The 21,710-nt window shown below is 60.1% G+C and carries 23 protein-coding genes; 11 read left to right on the top strand and 12 right to left on the bottom strand.

Going from position 1 to position 21,710, the window contains the following annotated elements:
* Positions 1-413: 413 nt before the first annotated feature.
* The 4 genes from M1D89_RS12560 to M1D89_RS12545 form a co-directional block, all read right to left on the bottom strand.
* Complete coding sequence (locus M1D89_RS12560) at positions 414-1,010, bottom strand: immunoglobulin domain-containing protein (RefSeq protein WP_498650826.1); 597 nt, start codon at positions 1,008-1,010, stop codon at positions 414-416.
* Between the two features lie 362 nt (positions 1,011-1,372).
* Complete coding sequence (locus M1D89_RS12555) at positions 1,373-1,801, bottom strand: VOC family protein (protein ID WP_498650825.1); 429 nt, start codon at positions 1,799-1,801, stop codon at positions 1,373-1,375.
* A gap of 86 nt (positions 1,802-1,887) precedes the next feature.
* Positions 1,888-2,343 carry a VOC family protein gene (locus M1D89_RS12550; RefSeq protein ID WP_498650824.1) on the bottom strand — a complete coding sequence of 152 codons (456 nt, stop codon included), beginning with the start codon at positions 2,341-2,343 and terminating at the stop codon, positions 1,888-1,890.
* A gap of 145 nt (positions 2,344-2,488) precedes the next feature.
* On the bottom strand, positions 2,489-2,866 hold the full coding sequence (locus M1D89_RS12545) for a VOC family protein (protein WP_498650823.1): 378 nt from the start codon (positions 2,864-2,866) through the stop codon (positions 2,489-2,491).
* Between the two features lie 130 nt (positions 2,867-2,996).
* On the opposite strand from M1D89_RS12545, the gene M1D89_RS12540 reads away from it, so the two are divergent.
* Entirely contained in the window at positions 2,997-3,386 is a 390-nt protein-coding gene (locus tag M1D89_RS12540; RefSeq protein WP_498650822.1) for a DUF3054 domain-containing protein, read from the top strand.
* A gap of 72 nt (positions 3,387-3,458) precedes the next feature.
* The gene (locus M1D89_RS12535) at positions 3,459-3,737 is read left to right on the top strand and encodes an Lrp/AsnC family transcriptional regulator (RefSeq protein ID WP_017197606.1); all 279 of its coding nucleotides are present in this window, start codon (positions 3,459-3,461) and stop codon (positions 3,735-3,737) included.
* A 31-nt stretch (positions 3,738-3,768) separates the two neighbouring features.
* On the opposite strand, the gene trpD is transcribed toward M1D89_RS12535, so the two are convergent.
* The gene (gene trpD, locus M1D89_RS12530) at positions 3,769-4,827 is read right to left on the bottom strand and encodes an anthranilate phosphoribosyltransferase (protein ID WP_498650821.1); all 1,059 of its coding nucleotides are present in this window, start codon (positions 4,825-4,827) and stop codon (positions 3,769-3,771) included.
* A gap of 148 nt (positions 4,828-4,975) precedes the next feature.
* On the opposite strand from trpD, the gene ctaE reads away from it, so the two are divergent.
* The 4 genes from ctaE (at position 4,976) to qcrB (ending at position 9,309) form a co-directional block, all read left to right on the top strand.
* Positions 4,976-5,614: an aa3-type cytochrome oxidase subunit III gene (ctaE, locus tag M1D89_RS12525; RefSeq protein WP_309075978.1), complete on the top strand. Its 639-nt coding sequence runs from the start codon at positions 4,976-4,978 to the stop codon at positions 5,612-5,614.
* 88 nt (positions 5,615-5,702) lie between these two features.
* Positions 5,703-6,491: a cytochrome bc1 complex diheme cytochrome c subunit gene (gene qcrC, locus M1D89_RS12520; protein WP_091467705.1), complete on the top strand. Its 789-nt coding sequence runs from the start codon at positions 5,703-5,705 to the stop codon at positions 6,489-6,491.
* A gap of 96 nt (positions 6,492-6,587) precedes the next feature.
* Entirely contained in the window at positions 6,588-7,658 is a 1,071-nt protein-coding gene (gene qcrA / locus M1D89_RS12515; protein WP_026005323.1) for a cytochrome bc1 complex Rieske iron-sulfur subunit, read from the top strand.
* The gene (gene qcrB, locus M1D89_RS12510) at positions 7,636-9,309 is read left to right on the top strand and encodes a cytochrome bc1 complex cytochrome b subunit (RefSeq protein ID WP_498650820.1); all 1,674 of its coding nucleotides are present in this window, start codon (positions 7,636-7,638) and stop codon (positions 9,307-9,309) included. The genes qcrA and qcrB overlap by 23 nt, the downstream gene beginning before the upstream one ends.
* A gap of 102 nt (positions 9,310-9,411) precedes the next feature.
* Here qcrB and M1D89_RS12505 read toward each other — a convergent pair whose 3' ends face one another.
* Positions 9,412-10,200, bottom strand: coding sequence for a GntR family transcriptional regulator (locus tag M1D89_RS12505; protein ID WP_498650819.1), 789 nt, complete (start codon positions 10,198-10,200; stop codon positions 9,412-9,414).
* Between the two features lie 157 nt (positions 10,201-10,357).
* Here M1D89_RS12505 and M1D89_RS12500 point away from each other — a divergent pair, with 157 nt between their 5' ends.
* Positions 10,358-10,651 (top strand): HPr family phosphocarrier protein, encoded by a 294-nt coding sequence (locus tag M1D89_RS12500; RefSeq protein WP_498650818.1) that lies wholly within the window; start codon positions 10,358-10,360, stop codon positions 10,649-10,651.
* 118 nt (positions 10,652-10,769) lie between these two features.
* Here the strand turns inward: M1D89_RS12500 and M1D89_RS12495 are convergent, their stop codons facing one another.
* From M1D89_RS12495 to M1D89_RS12475, 5 genes are all read right to left on the bottom strand, one after another.
* A complete protein-coding gene (locus M1D89_RS12495) occupies positions 10,770-11,171 on the bottom strand; it encodes a cytochrome c oxidase subunit 4 (RefSeq protein ID WP_017197598.1) in 402 nt (133 codons plus the stop codon).
* Entirely contained in the window at positions 11,168-12,892 is a 1,725-nt protein-coding gene (ctaD, locus tag M1D89_RS12490) for an aa3-type cytochrome oxidase subunit I (RefSeq protein ID WP_309075985.1), read from the bottom strand. Before ctaD ends, M1D89_RS12495 begins: the two co-directional genes overlap by 4 nt.
* 10 nt (positions 12,893-12,902) lie before the next feature.
* Complete coding sequence (ctaC, locus tag M1D89_RS12485) at positions 12,903-13,775, bottom strand: aa3-type cytochrome oxidase subunit II (RefSeq protein WP_091467712.1); 873 nt, start codon at positions 13,773-13,775, stop codon at positions 12,903-12,905.
* Positions 13,776-13,957: 182 nt separating this feature from the next.
* Complete coding sequence (locus M1D89_RS12480; RefSeq protein WP_011774901.1) at positions 13,958-14,350, bottom strand: HesB/IscA family protein; 393 nt, start codon at positions 14,348-14,350, stop codon at positions 13,958-13,960.
* A 164-nt stretch (positions 14,351-14,514) separates the two neighbouring features.
* A complete protein-coding gene (locus M1D89_RS12475; protein ID WP_498650817.1) occupies positions 14,515-15,948 on the bottom strand; it encodes a dipeptidase in 1,434 nt (477 codons plus the stop codon).
* 134 nt (positions 15,949-16,082) lie between these two features.
* Between M1D89_RS12475 and M1D89_RS12470 the strand changes: the two genes are divergently transcribed.
* On the top strand, positions 16,083-16,676 hold the full coding sequence (locus tag M1D89_RS12470) for a DUF3043 domain-containing protein (RefSeq protein ID WP_017197596.1): 594 nt from the start codon (positions 16,083-16,085) through the stop codon (positions 16,674-16,676).
* Between the two features lie 93 nt (positions 16,677-16,769).
* Here M1D89_RS12470 and M1D89_RS12465 read toward each other — a convergent pair whose 3' ends face one another.
* Complete coding sequence (locus M1D89_RS12465; RefSeq protein ID WP_498650816.1) at positions 16,770-17,849, bottom strand: quinone-dependent dihydroorotate dehydrogenase; 1,080 nt, start codon at positions 17,847-17,849, stop codon at positions 16,770-16,772.
* A gap of 68 nt (positions 17,850-17,917) precedes the next feature.
* Between M1D89_RS12465 and M1D89_RS12460 the strand changes: the two genes are divergently transcribed.
* From M1D89_RS12460 to M1D89_RS12450, 3 genes are read left to right on the top strand one after another with little or no spacing between them, the layout of a single operon-like run.
* Positions 17,918-19,600, top strand: a complete 1,683-nt coding sequence (locus M1D89_RS12460; RefSeq protein ID WP_498650815.1) for an FAD-binding dehydrogenase — start codon at positions 17,918-17,920, stop codon at positions 19,598-19,600.
* Positions 19,601-19,609: 9 nt separating this feature from the next.
* A complete protein-coding gene (locus M1D89_RS12455) occupies positions 19,610-20,635 on the top strand; it encodes an alpha/beta hydrolase (protein WP_498650814.1) in 1,026 nt (341 codons plus the stop codon).
* Complete coding sequence (locus M1D89_RS12450) at positions 20,632-21,705, top strand: alpha/beta hydrolase (RefSeq protein WP_498650813.1); 1,074 nt, start codon at positions 20,632-20,634, stop codon at positions 21,703-21,705. Before M1D89_RS12455 ends, M1D89_RS12450 begins: the two co-directional genes overlap by 4 nt.
* Positions 21,706-21,710 lie beyond the last annotated feature (5 nt).

Raw genomic sequence — 21,710 nt, 5'->3', positions numbered from 1 at the left:
TCGCTCCGGAGGCATTGGAAGCGACCACACCAACCGCTTCCCAGATACCCTCCAATTACGCCGATAATCTACATTATGTAAAGTAGAAGTGAAGTGCTCGGCTACAGCGCCTCCCCTGACAGCACTAAAGCGCTGAGCTACTGCAGGCGGCAATGCTGAGACGCTTGCAAGTAGAGCAGCCCAACCCTTTACATGACACCCGCATCACTGATGAAACACCTGGACATCCCGGGCAATGACGTTACTTTAGTAGTCACAATTGTTTTTACAAATCGGAAGATTCCGAAGATTTTCCGCGAATAAATAGAATTGTCCCTCACTGCCGGGAACATTCAACCGGACCAGCAAATTGCTAACAAAACAGGGTGGGTGCTCCCCCAAGGAAACACCCACCCTGCCTTGATTGAAGATGTCTAATCTGAGGACTGAGCACTGGAGCGCCGGCGTGCAACCACTACCGATGCGGCACCTGCTGCCAGGACGCCCGCCCCAGCCAACCCCCAAACAATCAAACCGGAATCAGCAGTCACCTTCTCAGCCCCCGCTGCTGCGCCAGCATCCGTAACGCTGGACACAGCAACGAAATCGGAAGCATCGTTGCCGCTTCCCTTTCCGTTGCCGTTGTTTCCGCGTCCGTGATTGCCGTTGTTCACAGCGACCCGTGCGGAGCGGCTCACTCCGGACTCCGAGCCAATAGCTGTGATCACGTAGCTTCCGGCGTCTTCGAAGGTGACGCCGGTAGAGATAACACCATTATCATCCGCGATGACACTGAAGTTCGCTGGAGCGTTCCCCTGCGGACCGCCTCTCTTCTCAAAAGTGATGTTGACGCTTTCGCCGGGGACGTATCCACTGGCGGAGAAGGTGATGGATTCACCGCGGTCAATCGTGCCGTCCGAGACGGTTCCTTGCTCATTGCCTGGTGCCGGGTAGGTGCTGGCTACGGCTGGTGCAATACCAGCGAACATGACAGTTCCTGCAACCATAAGTGTTGTGATGGTCTTTTTCATTTGTTTCCCTTGAGATCAATTAGGAAATCTACGTTTATCGGATTAATCCGATACGTAAATAACTTGTGGAACCCCCATATGCAATAGCAAGCGAAACGATATCACGCAGGTGTTGGCGCGACAAGGCAGGATAGAACGGTTACAAAGGCTTAACCGGCTGTTTACTTGACACACCTCTCTCACTTTCTTCATCTTGTAGACATGATTTATGACAGTATCAACAAGAACTTTGACAAGTACGTCAGCCCTGATCAAGTGATCCATCGGGTTGGGAACCAAAAAAGGATGCCCATCCGGAAATCCGGACAGGCATCCCTGTTGTTGTCCTGGGCCGCCGAACTTCCGGCCGGCCATGAGCAGTGCTATTGGGCCTGCTGTTCTCCTGCGATGTTGACCAGCCAGCCGATGCCGAACTTGTCTACGCACATTCCGAAGGTGTCACCCCAGGGCGCCATCTCCAGCGGCACCGTGACGGTGCCGCCGTCGATCAGCTTGTCCCAATACCCACGGAGCTCCGCTTCATCCGCTGAGTCACCGCTCAGGGAGACAGAGATGTTGTCACCGGGGTTGTACTCCATGCCGTTTGGCGTGTCAGCAGCCATCAATGTCAATCCGCCTGGAGTTTCCAGCATGGCGTGCATGACTTTGTTGGCTTCCGCTGCATCTTCGCTGGCCTGGTAGTCACCGAAAGTGCTGATATTAAGTTCGCCGCCAAAGACAGATTCGTAGAAAGTGATTGCATCGCGTGCGTTGTCCCGAAATGAAATGTACGGGTTGAGGCGGGTTGTCATCGGTCAGTTCTCCTCATTGTTGTGTTGGTCACACGTCACCGTGCGGCAATGCTAACAGCGCCAACCGGCGCCTGTCCCCCAGGGCTTCAGTCGCCGTCGTACGCCCTTTGCAGAACATTGATGTCAAGCTTTCGCATCTTCATCATGGCCTCCAAGGCACGTTGTGAGCCTTCGGAATCCGGGCCTGCCAAGAGTCCGTTCATGGCCGTGGGAACGATCTGCCACGAGAGGCCGAACCTGTCCTTCAACCATCCGCATTGACTCTCTTGGCCGCCGATAAGCAGGGCATCCCAGTACCTGTCCACCTCCTCTTGAGAATCGCAATTGACCACCAGCGAGACAGCCTCGTTGAAGGAGAATGCCGATCCCCCGTTGAGGCCCATGAACTGCCTGCCCTCGATCTCGAACTCAACCGTGAGTGCCTTTCCATCGGGTCCCTGCATGGTTTGTCCCACGGATGAATGATCGAAAGTCGATGTGTAGAACTCGGCGGCTTCGGCCGCTTGCCCGTCGAACCATAAACAGGTGGATATCTTCTGCATCTGCTGCTCCTCCAGGTACGCCGGGAACTGCTTGTTCCCCGTCAGAGGCTAGTACCGTGAGATCGCCCACACAACGCCCGACGGCGAAACGACCCATCGCTTACCCGGCACCACGCGCCGGGGTGATGTGGCGCTCAGCTGCTTGTCAGTCCCCCGATGTGCGTATCCGACTCACCAAACCCACAGTGTTGGCCTCACTGTCCTCGATGAAGGCCATCCACTCTTCCGAGCCGGCTGGTCCTAAGGTGTTGTCTTCATGCATATAGATCACGTGGGGCTCCGTGATGATGCGCACTCCCCTGCGCCGAAGATCTGCCACGGTTCCTTCAAGGTCTGCCACCTCGAAGTAAACGAGCGCTGACGGCGCACCTTTCTCCAACAGGAGGCGAACCCCGCCAACATCAAAGAACAGGAGGCCGGGCGGATCAATGATGGCACTCGGCTCAGCGTCCAACAGCGCTGCATAGAAGGCTGCTGCCCGTCGAAGATCTTCGGCATGCTGGGCCACCTGAACAAATCGCACGGCATCCTCCAAATTTGGGCTGTCACGTGGGCGCCTGCCCTCATGGTGACGGCCCATCGGACCATACGCAAGGGCTGTGGAGTAGGAGCCGGCTTCGCGCAGGAAGGAAGGCCCGGATAGTGTCGGCAGTATGTCTTCACCATCTCGACTGTGGATCCCCGCAGCTATTGCCGACGTTCTACTGATTCTTGTCTTCGCCGCCATCGGCCGCGACGCCCACGCCCGCGGAGACATCATTTCGGGAGCCTTCGCCACAGCCTGGCCGTTCCTGGCCGGAGCAGCAATTGCGTGGGGGCTCACACGCGCGTGGCGGGCACCCTTGGCTGCATGGCCATCCGGGGTGTGCATCTGGATCGGGGCGGTGCTGGTGGGAATGTTGTTGAGGGCGTTCACTGGCCAAACCGTCGTACTGCCTTTTGTCCTCGTGGCGCTCATCAGCCTCGGCGTATTCCTTCTCGGATACCGGGTCCTTGCGACGCTGCTACTGCGAGTGTCGCGTAAGCGGCAACGCCGGGTGTGATCAAGCCTCGCCCAGCGAGAATGCACTAGGCTGGAAATCGTCCGCAACGATGCATTTCCGGAAAGGCCCCACGTGATCACCGCTTTCGTCCTGATCAAGACCGATGCCTCACGCATACCGGAGACCGCCGAACAGATCTCAGCCATCCAGGGCATCAGCGAGGTCTACTCCGTCACCGGCGAATGGGACCTCATTGCGGTGGCCAGGGTGACTAAACACGACGAACTCGCCGACGTGATCGCCGATCGCCTGTCCAAGGTCGCTTCAGTGGTCCACACCACTACCCACATCGCTTTTCGGGCCTATTCGCAGCACGACCTTGACGCAGCTTTCGCACTCGGATTCGAATAGCAACTCCGAATAACCGCGGGGCCGCTGTTCGTCAGCTTTGGCTGAGGGCTATCCACTTAGCGAGTACCTCGGCGGCTTTGCCGGAGTCAACGGACTCTGCTGCCCTTGCAAAAGCGGTGCGCATCCGCTCCTCAAGGCTCCCCTCGGCGTCGAGGTCGATTGACACCAATCCAGCCGCGGCATTCAGCAGAACGGCGTCACGTACCGGACTCGTCTTACCATCCAGGATTTCGCGCACCACCGCCGCATTGGCAGCAGCATCCCCACCGCGAAGGTCCGCAACTGTCGAGGGGCGGATCCCTAGATCTTCAGGCGAAAACACCTGTTCCCTGACTGCTCCGTTCCTGATCTCCCAGACGGTAGAGGGTCCTGTGGGGGTCAACTCATCCAGTCCATCGTCACCACGGAACACCAGGCCCCGGCTGCCTCGGCGGGCCAGAACTCCTGCCACCAACGGCGCCATACGGGCATTCGCTACACCCACGGCGGAGGCTTGCACGTGCGCAGGATTGGTCATCGGCCCCAGGAAATTAAAGGCCGTGGGTACAGCCAGTTCGCGGCGCGGAACAGCTGTATGCCGGAACGAGGGGTGGAAGACCTGGGCAAAACAAAAAGTGATGCCTGCCTCTTCGGCGTTCCGTGCCACCTGCTCAATTGTCAGATCCAAGCGGACCCCCAAGGCCTCCAGAACGTCAGCCGAACCTGATGTGGACGAAGCAGCCCGATTGCCGTGCTTCACCACCTTGGCCCCGGCTCCAGCGGCCACGAGCGCGGCCATGGTGGAGATGTTCACGGTGTTCAACCGGTCCCCACCGGTACCTACGATGTCCAGCTTCTCACCGGAAATGTCGATCGGATTGGCATGCTGGACCATGGCCGCAACCAAGCCGGCCAATTCTTCTACCGTCTCGCCCTTGGCACGAAGCGCCACCAGGAAGCCGGCGATCTGGGCGGGAGTCGCTTCTCCGGACATGATCGTGTTCATGGCCCACTCTGTGTTGTCCACTGCCAGGTCGTCGCCGTTGATCAGTGCAGAGATGAGCCCTGGCCAGGTATTACTGGCTGCAGGTGCCGATGCCGGAGAAGTCACTCCCTGATGCTATCGAGCCAGCCACGCCGATGACCAATGTGAACGAGGCCGGGAACTTTTCCGCGCGAATTCGCGTCTTTGTAGAAAAAGTCTCCCGAATCGGTGGTTTGCATTGGGAAGTCTGGACTTTTACAGACATAATGTCCTTGTGACATCTGCGACCCATGCCCCCAGTACCCCGGCGCACCCGACGCTGAACCGCCCCAACCTGGTTTCTGTTGGAACCGTTGTTTGGCTGTCCAGTGAGTTGATGTTCTTCGCCGGCCTCTTTGCCATGTACTTCACCCTGCGCTCCACATCCGGAACGATGTGGGCCGAGGAGACGGCCAAGCTCAACTTCCCGTTTGCGCTCGTCAACACCATCGTCCTTGTGGCAAGTTCCTTTACTTGCCAGATGGGCGTCTTTGCCGCCGAGCGGCTCGAGCCGCGCCGCACCGGTGGGCTCCTGCAGTTCACGCGTTGGGGCATGACCGAATGGTTCTCCCTCACGTTCGTCATGGGTGCCTTCTTCGTAGCCGGCCAGACCATGGAATACGCCATGCTCGTTTCCGAGCATGTATCCCTGTCGTCCAACGCTTACGGTTCAGCCTTCTACATGACCACGGGCTTCCACGGCCTGCACGTCCTTGGCGGCCTGATCGCGTTCCTGTTCATCATTGGCCGCGCGTTCGCTGCCAAGAAGTTCGGACACTTTGAAGCGACGTCGGCGATCGTCACCTCGTACTACTGGCACTTCGTTGACGTTGTGTGGATCGGCCTCTTCCTGGTCATCTACGTTCTCAAGTAAGCCCGGCTTTGACTCTTTTTCTACAAGAGGCAGAATTTCAAGAAGCGGCTCTCGGAGCCGACGCAGGATCGAATAAAGGAACCACCACGTGAAGGCACTCTCGCAGAAGCGACGTCACCCACTGGCAGCCATTGCGCTGTTGCTGATGGGCCTCCTCCTCACTGGTGGGCTGTACGCCGTTGCCACAACTGTCAACCAGGCCAAGGCCAGCACCACAAGCTTCAGCGCAAGTGACGTAGAGGAAGGCGGCAAACTCTTTGCCGCCAACTGCGCCACCTGCCACGGCATGGGTGCAAGCGGAACCCAGGACGGCCCCTCGCTGGTCGGCGTGGGTGCTGCTGCAGTTGACTTCCAGGTTGGCACCGGCCGTATGCCCATGCAGATGAGCGGACCGCAGGCCCAGCAGAAGCCCGCCCAGTTCAATGCGGAACAGACCAAGCAGCTCTCTGCTTACGTTGCATCCCTCGGTGCAGGTCCGGCTATTCCGGAGCAAAACCTCCTCGACGGAAAGGGAGACGCAGCCAACGGTGGCGAACTCTTCCGCGTCAACTGCGCCATGTGCCACAATGCCGCTGCTGCCGGTGGCGCCCTGACCCGCGGCAAGTTTGCCCCGGCGTTGGCAGGCGTGAGCGCTGAGCACATTTACGAAGCCATGGTCACCGGTCCGCAGAACATGCCCGTCTTCAGTGACTCCAACGTCACGCCTGAGGACAAGCGCGACATCATCACCTTCCTGAAGACCATCGAAGCCAACGGGTCCCCCGGTGGCGCAGACCTGGGCGCACTTGGCCCGGTATCCGAGGGTCTGTTTGTTTGGGTTGCCGGCCTGGGTGTCATCATCGCATTCACGATCTGGTTGACGTCCCGCACGTCCTAGCCCGGACACGATAAAACTTCTGCTGCACGGTCAGCAGTTTGAAACTGAAAATAACTCGGCCCCGGCCGAGACAACGAGAGAAGGATGAGGCGAATTATGGGCAACCATAGTGACGGCAGTCCGAACCACTCGGGCACCGTAGCTACGGCTGGTCAGAATGAGGTGGAGAAGTTCCAGGATCCTGGACTGCCTCCGCATCGTTTGCGCCTGGCTGACACGGACCCGGTAGCCGCAAAGCGCGCCGAGCGTCAGGTAGCCATTCTGTTTGGCACCTCTGTAATCGGTACGCTTGTGTTCCTGGTGGCGTACTTTGCCATCGACCTGGGCGACGATACCTCGATTGCAACCATCCGCACCCAGAACCTCCTTCTGGGACTCGGTACTGCGTTTGCAATGCTGGGCATCGGCACCGGCATCGTGCACTGGGCCAAGGCCCTGATGCCCGACCACGAAGTGTCGGAAGAGCGCCACGCTATCCGTACTGAAGAAGATCGCCAGGCTGCAGTCCGTATCGTCGATGACATCGTCGACGAAACCGGCATCAAGCGTCGCCCGCTGATCCGCAACACCCTTCTTGGCGCCGTTGCACTTGCTCCCCTGCCGGCCCTCGCCATCTTCGGCGATCTGGGTCCGCGGCCGGACAACGCTTTGGCACACACCATGTGGGCGCCTGAGGGCGACAAGCTCAAGCGCCTGACCCGCGACCCTGATGGCACCCCCATCAAGGCTTCGGACGTCACCATTGGTTCCGCCTTCCACGTGATCCCCGAAGGCCTCAACGAACTCCACGAAGGCAAGCTGAACGAGAAGGCAAAAGCCGTCGTTCTCCTGATGCGCCTTGACCCGGACTCGTTGAACCCCTCAGAGGGCCGCGAAGACTGGAGCTACAACGGCATCGTTGCTTATTCCAAGATCTGCACGCACGTCGGTTGCCCGGTTGCTCTCTATGAGCAGCAGACACACCACCTCCTGTGCCCCTGCCACCAGTCCACTTTTGACCTCACGCAGGAATGCAAGGTCATCTTCGGACCGGCAAGCCGTCCGCTCCCCCAGCTGCCCATCGCAGTTGATGCAGAGGGCTACCTCGTCGCAACCAGCGACTTCAGAGAACCTGTAGGACCGAGTTACTGGGAGCGTGACGAGCATGAGCGCCTCATCAACAGCTGAAGCCCCCTTCGTTCCGAAGACCAAGGTTGGTAGTTTCACCAACTTCGTGGACGAGCGTGTTGGCGGCTCCGGCATCCTGCGCGAGTTCGGCCGGAAGGTCTTCCCTGACCACTGGTCGTTCATGTTTGGTGAGGTGGCGCTGTACTCCTTCGTCATCTTGCTGATGTCAGGTACCTTCCTGACCTTCTTCTTCGACCCGTCCATGGCGGAGACCCACTACCAGGGTTCCTACACGCCGCTGTACAACGTCGAAATGTCAGTTGCTTACAGCTCGTCGCTGAACATTTCGTTTGACGTTCGTGGCGGTCTGTTCATGCGCCAGGTTCACCACTGGGCAGCTCTGTTGTTCGTAGCGTCCCTCGGTGTGCACATGCTGCGCGTCTTCTTCACGGGCGCTTTCCGCAAGCCCCGCGAAATGAACTGGGTTGTGGGCGGTGTGCTGCTCATCCTGGCAATGGCTGCTGGCTTCACCGGCTACTCCCTCCCCGATGACCTGCTGTCCGGCAACGGCCTGCGCATCATCGACGGCGTGATCAAGTCCATTCCGGTCATCGGAACGTACACCTCCTTCTTCCTCTTCGGTGGAGAGTTCCCGGGTACGGCCATCATCGGCCGTTTGTACGTCCTGCACATCCTCCTGGTCCCGGCCCTCATCCTCCTGATGATTGTCATCCACCTCTTCATGGTGGTCGTGCACAAGCACACCCAGTACCCCGGCCCCGGACGCAATGACGGAAACGTCGTCGGTTACCCCCTCGGCCCGGTATACGCCGCAAAGGCCGGTGGATTCTTCTTCATCGTCTTCGGCGTCCTGGCACTCATGGCGGCAGCGTTCACGATCAACCCGATTTGGAACTACGGCCCCTACGATCCCTCCCCGGTTTCGGCCGGTACCCAGCCTGACTGGTACATCGGTTTCGTCGACGGCGCCCTGCGCCTTATGCCGGGTGTCATTAACGACTTCCACTTCGAGTGGGTCATCTTCGGACGCACCCTGACGCTGAACGTCCTGCTTCCCGCGCTCGTGCCGGCCGGCATCATCTTCACCGTGTTGTTCATGTACCCGTGGATCGAGCGCTGGGTCACCAAGGACAACCGGGAACACCACGTCCTGGACCGTCCGCGCAATGCTCCGACCCGCACCGCGATCGGTGTTGCAGGTTTCACTTGGTACTGCGTGATGTGGGCAGCTGCCGGCTCCGATTTGATCGCAACGCACTTCCACGTGTCGTTGAACGATGTCACTTACTGGCTGCGGACGTTGTTCTTCATCGGCCCTGTCATCGCCTTCATCGTGACCAAGCGAATTGCACTGGCCCTCCAGCGCAAGGACCGCGAAATTGCACTTCATGGTCGCGAGACAGGCCGCATCGTCCGACTCCCCCACGGCGAATTCATCGAGGTTCACGCCCCGCTGGATGAGTACAAGCGTTACAAACTCGTCGGGTTCGAATCACCGGCTCCGCTCCCGGCCCAGCCGAACGAGCATGGCGTAGTCACCCGCAAGGAGAAGCAGCGCGCGGCACTCTCCCGCTGGTTCTTCGAGGACCGTGTTGCCCCGGCAACGCCTGCGGAACTCGAAGCAGCACACGCTCATGGCCACCACGAGGCCATCGCAGCTGGTGAAGACCAGAAAAGCCTGAGCCACTAGCGCTTAGCAGTCGACATAAAGGAAGGACCCGGTCCACATGGACCGGGTCCTTCCTTTATGTCTGTTCCTTTTCCACCTAGTACGCGCCGGGCGGCTCGCGGTCTATTGAGTGCGATACCCCGACGAGTAATTGCGGGTGGGACGAATTCCGGGGCGCTGCAAGGGAACCCAAAGTTTGTAGCGGTCCGCACGGTAGTACGAGACAGAGTAGTCAACCATTGCGCGGGCCACGAAGGCGTGCCGTTGAATCTTGAGTAGGGGGGCGCCTACATCAACGTTGAGAAGCCGCGCAGTTGACGGCGACGCCGCAGTGGCCTCAATCATGTCCTCACCCCACTCCATCACCAGGCCGAAACGTTCGCTCAGAACGTTGTACAGCGATGTTGGGGGCGCCTCATCAAGCAGTCCCGGGACACGATGGGCCGGAATGAAGTTCTCATCTACGCTCATGGGTTCGTTGTCGGCCAGCAACAGACGCCTGAAGCGCACCAAGGGCGTGCCCTCGTCCAACTGCAGCTCCCGCGCGAGGAAAGCACTTGCCGCGATTTGCTCGAAGCTGAGAACCTTCGCAGCAGGCACCATGCCACGACGCTGCATTTCCTCGCTGTAGGAGGTCAACTTCACCTGCAAATCCAGCTTTGGCTTCCTGACAAAGGTTCCAAGACCCACTACTCGCTCTATGACTTCTTCGCCAACCAGAGCATCAATGGCCTGACGAACTGTCATTCTGGCCAGTCCGAAGCGTTCCGAGAGATCCCGCTCCGAAGGGAGCGCAGAACCTGGTGGGCAGGACTGGGCAATGAACGTACGCAGAATCTCACGGAGCTGAACGTAAATGGGAGTGCCGCTGGCACGGTCGATCTCACCGGCGATGCTTGCTGCCTCAGCCACGGCAGACTTCCAGCAATTGAGTCATGGTTCAAGGATAAGTCAGCGCGGCCGGAGGTCTAGACCACTGACGCGCAATGTGGAATGGGTCCCGCTGCGGCGGCTACGCTGGTATGGATCATTTTTCAGACGGAGGTTCCGTCGTATCAAAGGAGCTGGGTTGCCGGAGCAGAAAGCCTTCGTTGCCGCTGAAATCGGGCTGCACGCACGGGCGGCCGCAGTATTTGTTCGTGCTGTCACGGAAACTGGACTGCCGGTGACGATCCGCAAGCCCGACGGCCTACCCGTGGATGCCCGTTCCCTTCTGGAAGTTATGACCGAAGATTTTGGACATGGGTGCGAAGTCCTGCTTGCGGTAGCTCCAGACGCACTCAGCGACGGTCAGACACTCCCGGAAGCCGAGAATGCCCTGATGGCTCTTTCCGCCGTCCTGGAGGGCACACAAGCCCGCTGAAAGCAGTCCCAGCTTCACTGAAAGCCCGCCTGTGATGCGAACGTCTTCCCACACAACGAGGACTTAACGACGATGGGCCCCACCTTCCGGTGGGGCCCATCGTCGTTATATCAATTTGTTAGTGAGCGTGATCGCCACGGCTGTACTCGAAGACCCAGCCAACCAAGGCAATCAAGGCAAGGCCGCCGGCCACGTAGGTCACCCAGAAGCCAATGGCGAGGCCCAGGAAACCGCCGGCGCAAGCCAAGCCAAGAACCAACGGCCACCAGCTCCAAGGGCTGAAGTGCCCCTGCTCGCCAGCTCCTTCGTGGATCTCTGCGTCGGGACGGTCCTCGGGTCGCAGGCCAATTCGCTTACCCGTGAATCCGAGGTAGGCACCGATCATGCCGGCAAGTCCACCAACGAGGAGGATGCCCAGGACACCGACCCACTCATTCCATTCCGTCAGGAAGCCATAGGCGATGGCTACAGGGACGAAGAAGAAGACTCCGGCTCCGAAGAGCCACGATTCAATTTTCATTTGCTGACGTCCCTTTGGTCGGCGTTACCCAAAACAGCTGCTGCGGGTGACGGGGCCTCGGCGGTGTGAATCTGGGCCAACTCCGGGTGGTGAAGGTCCAGGGCCGGGCGCTCGGAGCGGATACGGGGCAAGGAAGTGAAGTTGTGGCGCGGAGGCGGGCAGGACGTTGCCCACTCCAGTGAGGCACCAAAGCCCCACGGATCATCCACTTCTACCTTCTTGTTGCTGCGCCAGGTGATGTAGACGTTCCAGAAGAACGGCAGGAGGGAAGCACCCAGGACGAAGGAAGAAATAGTGGAGAACTGGTTCATCCACGTGAAGTTATCCTGCGGCATGTAGTCGGCGTAACGACGTGGCATACCCTCTACACCCAACCAGTGCTGGATGAGGAACGTACCGTGGAAGCCCAGGAACAGCAACCAGAAGTGAATCTTGCCGAGGCGCTCGTTGAGCATCTTGCCTGTCCACTTGGGCCACCAGAAGTAGAACCCTGCAAACATGGCAAACACGACGGTACCGAACACCACATAGTGGAAGTGCGCCACAACGAAGTACGAGTCAGATACGTGGAAGTCCAGTGGTGGTGAGGCCAGGATGATGCCGGTGAGACCACCGAAGAGGAAGGTCACCAGGAAGCCGATGCTCCAGAGCATGGGCGTTTCAAACGTAATGGAGCCCTGCCACAGGGTTCCGATCCAGTTGAAGAACTTCACGCCTGTTGGAACTGCGATGAGCATGGTCATGAAGGCGAAGAACGGCAGCAGCACGGATCCGGTCACGTACATGTGGTGGGCCCACACGGTGACGGACAGTGCGGCGATAGCGATCGTGGCATAGACCAGACCCTTGTAGCCAAAGATCGGCTTGCGGCTGAAGACCGGGAAGATTTCAGACACGATGCCGAAGAACGGCAGCGCGATGATGTACACCTCGGGGTGGCCGAAGAACCAGAACAGGTGCTGCCAGAGGACTGCACCGCCGTTTTCAGGGTCAAAGATGTGGGCACCAAACCGTCGATCCGCACCAAGTGCGAACAGGGCTGCAGCCAGCGGCGGGAACGCCATCAGGACCAGGATCGCCGTAACAAGTGTGTTCCAGGTGAAGATGGGCATGCGCCACATGGTCATGCCGGGTGCACGCATGCAGATGATGGTGGTGATGAAGTTGACGGCACCAAGGATGGTGCCGAAGCCGGACAGAGCCAGGCCGAAGACCCACAGGTCACCACCGACGCCGGGACTGAACGTCGTGTTGGACAGTGGCGCGTAAGCAAACCAGCCGAACGATGCTGCACCTTGGGGGGTGATGAACCCGGACACGGCAATGGTCGAACCAAAGAGGAAGAACCAGAAAGCCAGGGCGTTCAGACGCGGGAAGGCAACGTCGGGGGCACCAATCTGAAGCGGCATAATCACGTTGGCGAAGCCGGCAAACAGCGGTGTAGCGAACATCAGGAGCATCACGGTGCCGTGCATCGTGAACATCTGGTTGTACTGCTCTTTGGTTTGCAGGATCTGCATACCGGGCTCGAACAGTTCAGCACGGATCAACAGCGCCATGACGCCGCCGAGGCAGAAGAACACGAACGACGCAATCAGGTACATGTACCCGATGGTCTTGTGGTCCGTGGAGGTGATCCAGTTGACGACGATGCGTCCCTTGGATTTAGGAACTACGGGAGCTTCTAGGACCCCCGGTGCGGATTGAGTGTACGTAGCCACGTCGCTCCCCTTACTTGGTTTCGTTCAGGTTCGGGTTGCGGTCATATTCCGCACCGAGCAGGCCCGTGTTGCCATCCTGGCGCAGCTTCTCCATGTGAGCCTGGAATTCAGTCTCGGAGACAACCTTGACGCGGAAGAGCATTTCGGAGTGGTATTCACCGCAGAGTTCGGCGCACTTGCCATCGAAAGTGCCCTCCTTGGTGGGGGTGAACCTGATGTAGTTCGTCTTGCCGGGAATCATGTCGCGCTTCTGCAGGAAGGCGGGAACCCAGAAGGAGTGGATGACATCGCGGGAGTTCAGCTCCAGGTCCACCGACTTGCCAACCGGCAAGTACAGGGTGGGGAGCAGTTCCTTGTTGACCTCGGCACCGGTCAGGTGGGCTTGAACGCCGGCCTCGTGGAGGTCTTCATTGATGACCTCACCCTTTTTGTAGTTGAAGTCCCAGGCCCACTGCTTGCCGCGGACGTCAACAACGACGTCGGCAGGCTGCGAGCGGTCATCAATCGCACGCTGATCCTGGTCGGTGAAGTAGAAGAACACCAGCACCATGAACAGCGGGATGGTCAAGTAAAAGACCTCGAGCGGCAGGTTATAGCTGAGCTGCTTGGGGAAACCCGTGGTGCCCTTGCGGCGACGGTAAGCAATAATGCACCAGACCAGAAGGCCCCACGTGATAATACCGACTGCCAAGGCGGCGATCCATGAGTTGACCCAGAGGTCCATGATCCGGTCAGTGTGGTTGGTCGTGCCGCGCTCTGTAGGCAGCCAACCCTTCTCTACCTCTGGTGAACATCCGGTCAAAACCAACGCGCCGGCTAGTGCCAAGCCAGTGATCGATGTGATCTTTATGCGTCGGCTGCCGGTTCGGTTCTGCGAACTCACAGACGGCCCTTCCTCTTGTTGCTGTCTCCCGGCAGGCCGAAGGCTCACCGGGCACACTAAAAGTTTTACTACCCGATGTAGAGCTTACCGCTATCACGCGGTTTTCGCGCACATGTCGGCGCCGTGGCTCCGAACGGTTTCAAACCGCGCGAAGAGGCGCCGACATGCGGCGATGGCTCACATCAGTGGAATGAATCGCCGCAGGCGCAAGACCCGCCGGCGTTCGGGTTGTCGATGGTGAAGCCTTGCTTCGAAATGGTGTCTTCGAAGTCAATGCTTGCGCCGCTGAGGTAAGGAACGCTCATCTTGTCCACTACGACCTCAACGCCGTCGTAGTCGCGCACAGCGTCTCCGTCCAGCAGTCGCTCATCGAAGTAAAGCTGGTAGATCAGGCCCGAGCATCCTCCAGGCTGGACTGCAACGCGCAGCCGAAGGTCTGTGCGCCCTTCCTGCTCGAGGAGGCTGCGGACCTTGCCTGCGGCGACGTCGGTCAGATTGACCTCGTGCGTGGCCAGTTCGTCGTCGTTGGTGACGAGCTGTGCTCCGGTGCTGTTTTCGTTGGTTGCAGTGCTCATTGGCCTACCTTCTTATGAAGCTCTTGGCGGCGGCGCCGGAACGCTGCCTGCCCTTACCCAATTACGTACGGGTTATAGCTAATGCTACGTCGCGCAGACGCTTAGCTATAACTCCTGACGTAACCACGGACAGCATTTCGTTGTTCCCGGCGCGCCGTGGAAGTTTACTCCGCCAAGCCCTGAGCGTTGAGGCGGGCCAGCATCAGGGCTTCCGCCAACACCGCGTGCCGGAAGTCTCCGATGTGCAACGATTCGTTGGCGCTATGCGCACGGGAATCGGGATCCTCCACTCCGGTCACGAGGATCTGGACATCCGGGTACATCTCCAGAAGGTCTGCGATGAACGGAATGGAGCCACCGATGCCCATTTCCACGGGTTTGACGCCCCAGGACTCACCCAACGCCCACAGTGCCACCCGCGCCGCAGCGGAAGTCGTATCGGTGGAAAAGGCATTGCCCCTCTCCCCCGGCGTGAACGTCACTTTTGCGCCAAAGGGAGCATTGGATTCAACGTGCTGCTTCAGGGCCGCCATTGCCGCTTCGGGATCCTGGCCCGGAGCCAGCCGCATGCTGAATTTTGCGCGGGCCGCAGGGATGAGGGTGTTCGAGGCGACATCCACAGCCGGGACGTCCATACCGATGATGGACAGTGCAGGCTTGGTCCACAGGCGGGAGGCGATGGTTCCGCTCCCGGCGAGCCTCACGCCGTCGAGCACTGAAGCATCGGCGCGGTAGTCCGCTTCGGTGAGGTCAACGTCCACCTCGTCCCGGCCCACAAGGCCGGCTACCGCCACGTTCCCGTCCTCGTCGTGAAGTGTGGCGATGAGACGGGACAAGAGAGTAGGAGCATCGAGCACGGGGCCGCCAAACATGCCCGAATGGACGGCATGCTCCAGGACGCGCACCTCGAAGGTGCCGTCCACCAAGCCCCGAAGGCTGGTGGTCAGGGCGGGAACGCCCACTTTCCAGTTACTGGAGTCGGCAACAACAATCACATCTGCCCGGAGAAGTTCCTGGTGCTCCTCAAGGAATGTCCGGAAAGTGGGCGACCCCGCTTCTTCCTCACCTTCGAAGAAGAAGGTCACGCCGAGCCCGAAATCCTCCCCCAGGACCTTAGTGACGGCACTGTATGCGGCAAGGTGCGCCATGATCCCTGCTTTGTCGTCGGCAGCACCGCGGCCGTACAACCGGCCATCACGCTGTTGGGCGACGAACGGTTCGGACTTCCAGAGGCTCCGGTCCCCGGGTGGCTGGACGTCATGGTGCGCGTAGAGCAAGATGGTCGGCTTGCCCTCGGCGGCAGGTCGACGCGCGACCACGGCAGGACCACCTGGCGTACCGTCGGCCTTGTTACAGCGAAGGATGCGGACGTCCTTCATGCCGGCTTCCTCAACCAAGGCAGCCACAGCGTCGGCGCTTCGATCCAGTTCCTTCGGATCGAAGCTTGGCCATGCAATCCCCGGAATACCCACCAGGTCTTCCAGTGATGCGAGTGTGTTCTCGAAAGAGTCGTCGACCGCCGTTGTCAATGCCTCGACCGGAGTGGAGCCGGAGTGCCCTTGCTTGTTCTGCGGGATCTCCGCATGTGCTGAAGTCATGGGCCACACTTTACCGCCGCGGATTCTGCCTCCGTAGCAGGCGCAGCCCAAACCATGGGGCTTCAGGCGGGGCAAAGGACTCCAGCAACCGGACACGTAACGTGCGCCACCTTCTTGAGGGGTATTCTGTATGGGTGTTCGGACGCAAAAAGGAAGAGCCCAGCGCTCAATCAGTAGTAGATCAGGCCTACGCCACCGCACCGGAGTCCGGTGCGGGAAAAGGCGCCCCAACGCCCAAGCGGAAGGACCAGGAAGCGGCCCGCAAGCGCCCCTTGGTTCCCAACGACCGTAAGGCCTCCAAGGCAGCGGAAAGGGTAGCCATACAGGACCAGCGGCAGAAGATGCGGCAGGCCCTCGATACAGGTGACGAGAGGTTCCTCCCCCTTCGCGACAAGGGGCCTCAAAAGCGTTACACGCGTGACTACGTAGACGCACGCTTCAGCTTGGGCGAGTACCTCATGTTCGGAGCACTGCTGTTCGTCGTTATCTCCCTGATCATTCCGCCCACCAGCGCCGGCATCAGCTACGTCCTTATTGGATTCTGGATCATGTTCCTTGCTGTCTTTGTGGACGTCTTCATCCTGTCGCGCAAGCTTCGCAAGCGTCTGACGGAGAAGTTCGGCGAAGTGGAACGGGGCTCTATCTGGTACGGCTGCATGCGTGCCCTCCAGTTCCGGAAACTCCGCCTTCCCAAACCTCAGGTAAAGCGCGGCCAGTATCCCGCCTAGGCGCGGGAAACCCAGGCACTGATGCTTGGCGCCACAACCTTTTAAATCGAGAAGACCCCGGACCACTGGTCCGGGGTCTTCTTGTCGCCCGTATCAGCGAGCTGCCCGCTGACGAAGTTTCACGAGGCCCTTGTTGATGCGCGAAGCCCAAAACGGTCCTTCATAAAGGAAGGCTGTGTAGCCCTGCACCAGAGTTGCTCCAGCGTCCAAGCGGTCCTGAACATCCTGCGACGTCTCCACACCACCCACCGCAATGAGCACGAGCTGGTCCCCCACGGCGTCCTTGAGCCTTCGCAAAACTTCCAGGGAGCGCTGCTTCAGGGGTGCTCCCGACAGGCCGCCCGCACCCAGGGACTCCACCTTCGCCGCTTCGGAAACGAGCCCATCACGGGAAATCGTGGTGTTGGTGGCAATAATCCCATCCAGCTTCAGGTCCAGCGCAAGGCGTGCGACGTCGTCGATGTCGTCATCGGACAGATCCGGCGCGATCTTGACCAGCAGGGGTACATGCCGACCGGCGGCTTCGTCCGCAGCGTCGCCAACGGCCTGCAGCAGGGGGCGCAGCGTCTCCACATTCTGCAGCAACCGCAGCCCGGGCGTATTCGGAGAACTAACGTTGACCACCAGGTAGTCCGCTGCCGGCGCCAGGCTACGTGCACTCACCAAGTAGTCCTCGGTAGCGTCGTCGAGTTCAACCAGCTTGGTCTTGCCGATGTTCACCCCAATAACCGGCCGGACGTCAGGGTGCTGCCGCTGCAAAGCAGCCCGTGCTGAGCTGAGCCGCGGCGCAACTGCTGCGGCGCCGTCGTTGTTGAATCCCATGCGGTTGATGACCGCTTTGTCCTCAATCAAACGGAACAGGCGGGGCTTTTCATTGCCGGGCTGCGCCTGGCCGGTGATGGTCCCCACCTCCACATGCCCGAAACCGAGCTCGGACAAGGCTTCGATGCCGTGCCCCTCCTTGTCGAAGCCTGCTGCCAGGCCGAACGGTGACGGAAAGGTCAGCCCCAGCGCCTCCGTCCGAAGGGAAGCATCAGGAGCTGTAATCCTGGACAGAATCCGGCCGGCACCGGAACGGTGGGCCGCCCGGATTCCTTGGAAGCCGATCTTGTGGGCCTTCTCGGCATCCATCCAGGAGAAGGCCAACTTGAAGAATGTGGGGTAAACACGCATGGTCCTAGTTTTCCCGCTTACTGACAACTCACCAAACCCGTGACCCACCCTGCCGCTAGCATGTAGGCATGCCGCTGGAAAATCGTGACGCAGATCATGGGAGCCACAAGGTCACTGCCGACGTCGTGGTGGTCGGAGCTGGGTTGTCCGGGCTGGTTGCCGCGGCCACAGCCTATGCTGCCGGCAAGACGGTGGCTGTCCTGGACCAGGAGCCGGGGGCATCCATGGGCGGTCAGGCGCACTGGTCCTTTGGCGGCCTTTTCATGGTCAATACGCCTGAACAACGGCGCTTAGGGGTAAGGGATAGCACCGGGATCGCCCTTTCGGACTGGCTGGCGTCGGCCGCTTTCGACCGCTCCGTGGACCTGAAGGCCCGGGAGTGGGCAGAGGCCTATGTCCACTTCGCCTCAGGTGAGAAGCGGGCATGGCTGCGGAGCCTGGGCGTAGGCCTTTTCCCCCTGGTGCAGTGGGCTGAACGCGGCGGATACGGGCCGCAAGGCCACGGCAATACCGTCCCCCGGTTCCACGTCACGTGGGGCACGGGACCGGCGCTGGTTGAACCGTTCCTCGCCAAGGTGCTGGAGGGCGTTGATACCGGCAGGGTCAGCCTGCACTTCAGGCACCGGGCTTTGTCGCTGACGACGACGGCGGGCAATGTCACCGGCGTTTCCGGCGAGGTACTGGAACCGTCGACGGCGCTCAGGGGCCAAGCATCTGGCCGCGTCGTCGTCGGGAGCTTTGAGGCAAGGGCGGGAGCTGTGGTGGTGACTACCGGCGGCATCGGCGGCAATCACGCCAAAGTGCGCCGGCAATGGCCGGATAACACTGCTCCCGAATTCATGCTCAGTGGAGTACCTGCTTCAGTTGACGGCGAGTTCCTGTCCGCCGGGGAATCCGCCGGAGCTGCCTTGGTCAACGGCGACCGAATGTGGCACTACCCCGAGGGAATCCACAACTATGATCCGGTGTGGCCCAACCATGGAATCCGCATCCTGCCCGGTCCATCGTCACTTTGGCTCGACGCCGAAGGACGTCAGTTACCGGCGCCGCTCTTCCCTGGCTTCGACTCACAGGGAGCGCTTCGGCACATAATCGGGACGGGACACGGGTATTCATGGTTTGTCCTCAACCGCACCATCGCGCTCAAGGAACTGGCCCTCTCCGGGTCCGAGCAGAACCCGGATCTCACAGGTAAGGATATTCGGCTGCTCGCAACGAGGCTCCGGCCTAACAGCGACACGCCTATTCAGCGTTTCATAGAAAGGGGTGTTGATTTTCTCCAGGCTGCAACGCCTATAGAGCTTGCTTCACGAATGAACCAGCTCACAGGAAGCTCCTTGATCGACGCCCACGGGCTCGAGTCACTGATTCGGGCCAGGGACAGCCAGGTAGCCAGCGGGCTGGGCAAGGATCCGCAATTGGCAGCCATCAGGGCAGCGCGGCGATTTGCAACCGACAAGTTCATGCGGGTGGCTCCCCCGCACCGTTTGACGGACCCGGCGCACGGACCCCTGCTTGCCGTTCGGCTGTCAGTACTGACACGTAAGAGCTTGGGCGGTCTCACAACAGATTTGCGCTCAAGGGTTCTGGACGACGAAGGGAAGGACATCCCAGGCCTCTATGCAGCCGGAGAAGCTGCCGGATTCGGTGGAGGCGGTATCCATGGGTACCGGGCCTTGGAAGGAACATTCCTCGGCGGTTGCCTCTTCACCGGGAGGGCCGCGGGCCGGGACGCCGCAGCCAGTGTCTAAGCTAAAGCCATGGAGTGGACGGCTGACATCCTGGGATCCGACTTCCAATCCTGCGGGGTGGACGCCCCAGGACCGGATGGCGTGGTCCGGCATGCCACCTTGATTCGGCACAGGGTCCAGTCCAAAGATCAAGCTGACGGCGACGCGCACTCAGCTCCGAGGCGCTACGGTGCCGTACTTTTCCTGCACGGTTGGAGCGATTACTTCTTCAATACCGAGCTGGCCCGCTTCTGGGCACAGCAAGGCTACGACTTCTACGCCCTGGACATGCACAACCACGGCCGGAGCCTGCAGGCCGATATGCCCGGCGGCTACGTGGCCAACCTGGCTGACTACGATGCCGAGATTGACAAGGCCATCGAATTCATCCGCCACGACCACGCTGACTCCTCAGCGGGAAGCCTGACCCTGATGGGCCATTCAACCGGAGGGTTGGTTGCAGCGCTGTGGGCCAGCCGCCACCCGGACGACATCCAATACCTGATTCTCGACAGTCCATGGCTGGAGATGCACGGTAGTTCACTGGTGCGGCGCGCCGCGCAAGCCATGGTGTCGCCGATCGCAAAGATCCGCCCGGAGACGGTCTTGAAGTTGCCGGAGCGGGGCTTCTACTTCCGGAGCATCAGCAGCACTGCTGAAGGGGAATGGACCTTGGATGAGAACTATAGGCCTCCGCTCGCTTTCCCTGTCCGGGCAGGTTGGTTGAGCGCTGTGTTCGCAGGTCATTCGCAAGTGGCTCGCGGCTTGAAGCTGGAGATGCCTGTCCTTGTGCTGACTTCAACCACCAGCGCCAATGGCATGGTGTGGCAGGAATCGATGCGCCGTTCGGATGCCGTACTGGACGTCAGCGTCATTGCACTGCGGGCCATGGCCTTAGGCCGAACAGTTACTTTGGAACGCATCGACGGAGCCCTCCATGACGTCTTCCTTTCAGCTCCGGCAGTAAGGAAGGACGCATATTCACGACTTGCCCGGTGGGTCAACGGTTTTATGGACAACAATGAGCAGGATCGTCGGCGGGAAGGGGACGCATGACCACCACGGAGGAGTCGGTTTCGCTATGGCAGCCCGACGTCCTCGGCCACGGCTACGAGCGTATGGATTTGCCTTTGAAAGCCGACGAGGAGGGGCCGGTAAAAGCGACCCTCGTCAGGCATGCACCGCCCCTGGCCCATCCATCCCAGCAAGGCGTGCTTGACTTCCTGGCGACCTTTACCAAACGCAAACGACGCCCCTCCCCATCTGATCCCGGCGGAGCACCGAGGGTGGTCCTTTACCTGCACGGATGGGCGGACTACTTTCTGCAGACCGAACTGGCAGAGTACCTAACAGCGTCAGGCTTTCACTTCTATGCCCTGGACCTGCGGAAATTCGGCCGCAGCCTGCTACCGGGACAGACGCCCGGCTACACATCCGATCTTGGCGTTTATGACGACGACATCGCCGCAGCCCTACGTGAGATCGAGCGGGACGTAGCCGTAAGGACCAATAACGCAACGCCGCCCACTATCCATATGCTCGCCCATTCCTTGGGTGGCTTGATCGCGGCCCTGTGGGCGGACCGGAATCCCGGTCGCTTGGGAACCCTGGTCCTGAATTCACCGTGGCTCGAACTCCAGGGAAGCAGCCTGGTCCGCAGTATCGCCATGCACCTGGTGGAACCCTTTGCCCGGACCGATCCAAAACGTCCTTTCAGATTCCCGGAAATGCCCGCATATTGGGAAAGTGTCAGCAACGAGGCACATGGCGAGTGGATGCTGGATCCGGTGTGGCGTCCGCGGGCTTCGTTTCCTATCCGCGCGGGATGGACAAAAGCAGTTCTAGCGGGCCACGCCACGGTGGAGCGCAAGCTCAACATAGACGCCCCGGTGCTGGTGCTTTTGTCCGGGAGGACCAGGATCCAAGCCGAATGGACTGCTGACCTCATGCGTGCCGATGCCGTCATCGACGTTGAAGAAACGTCGCGGCGGGCGCTTGGGCTTGCCCGGAGGACCGCCGTTTTCCGCTATCCCGGCGCCCTGCACGACGTGTTTCTGTCAAGGCGCACGGTCCGCCAACAGGCCTACCGTGACGTTGCCGTGTGGCTGGCGGCCTATCCCTACTGAGTTAA

The sequence above is a fragment of the Arthrobacter sp. D3-18 genome, assembly GCF_054408525.1.
This window is presented reverse-complemented; position numbering and strand designations above follow the sequence as displayed.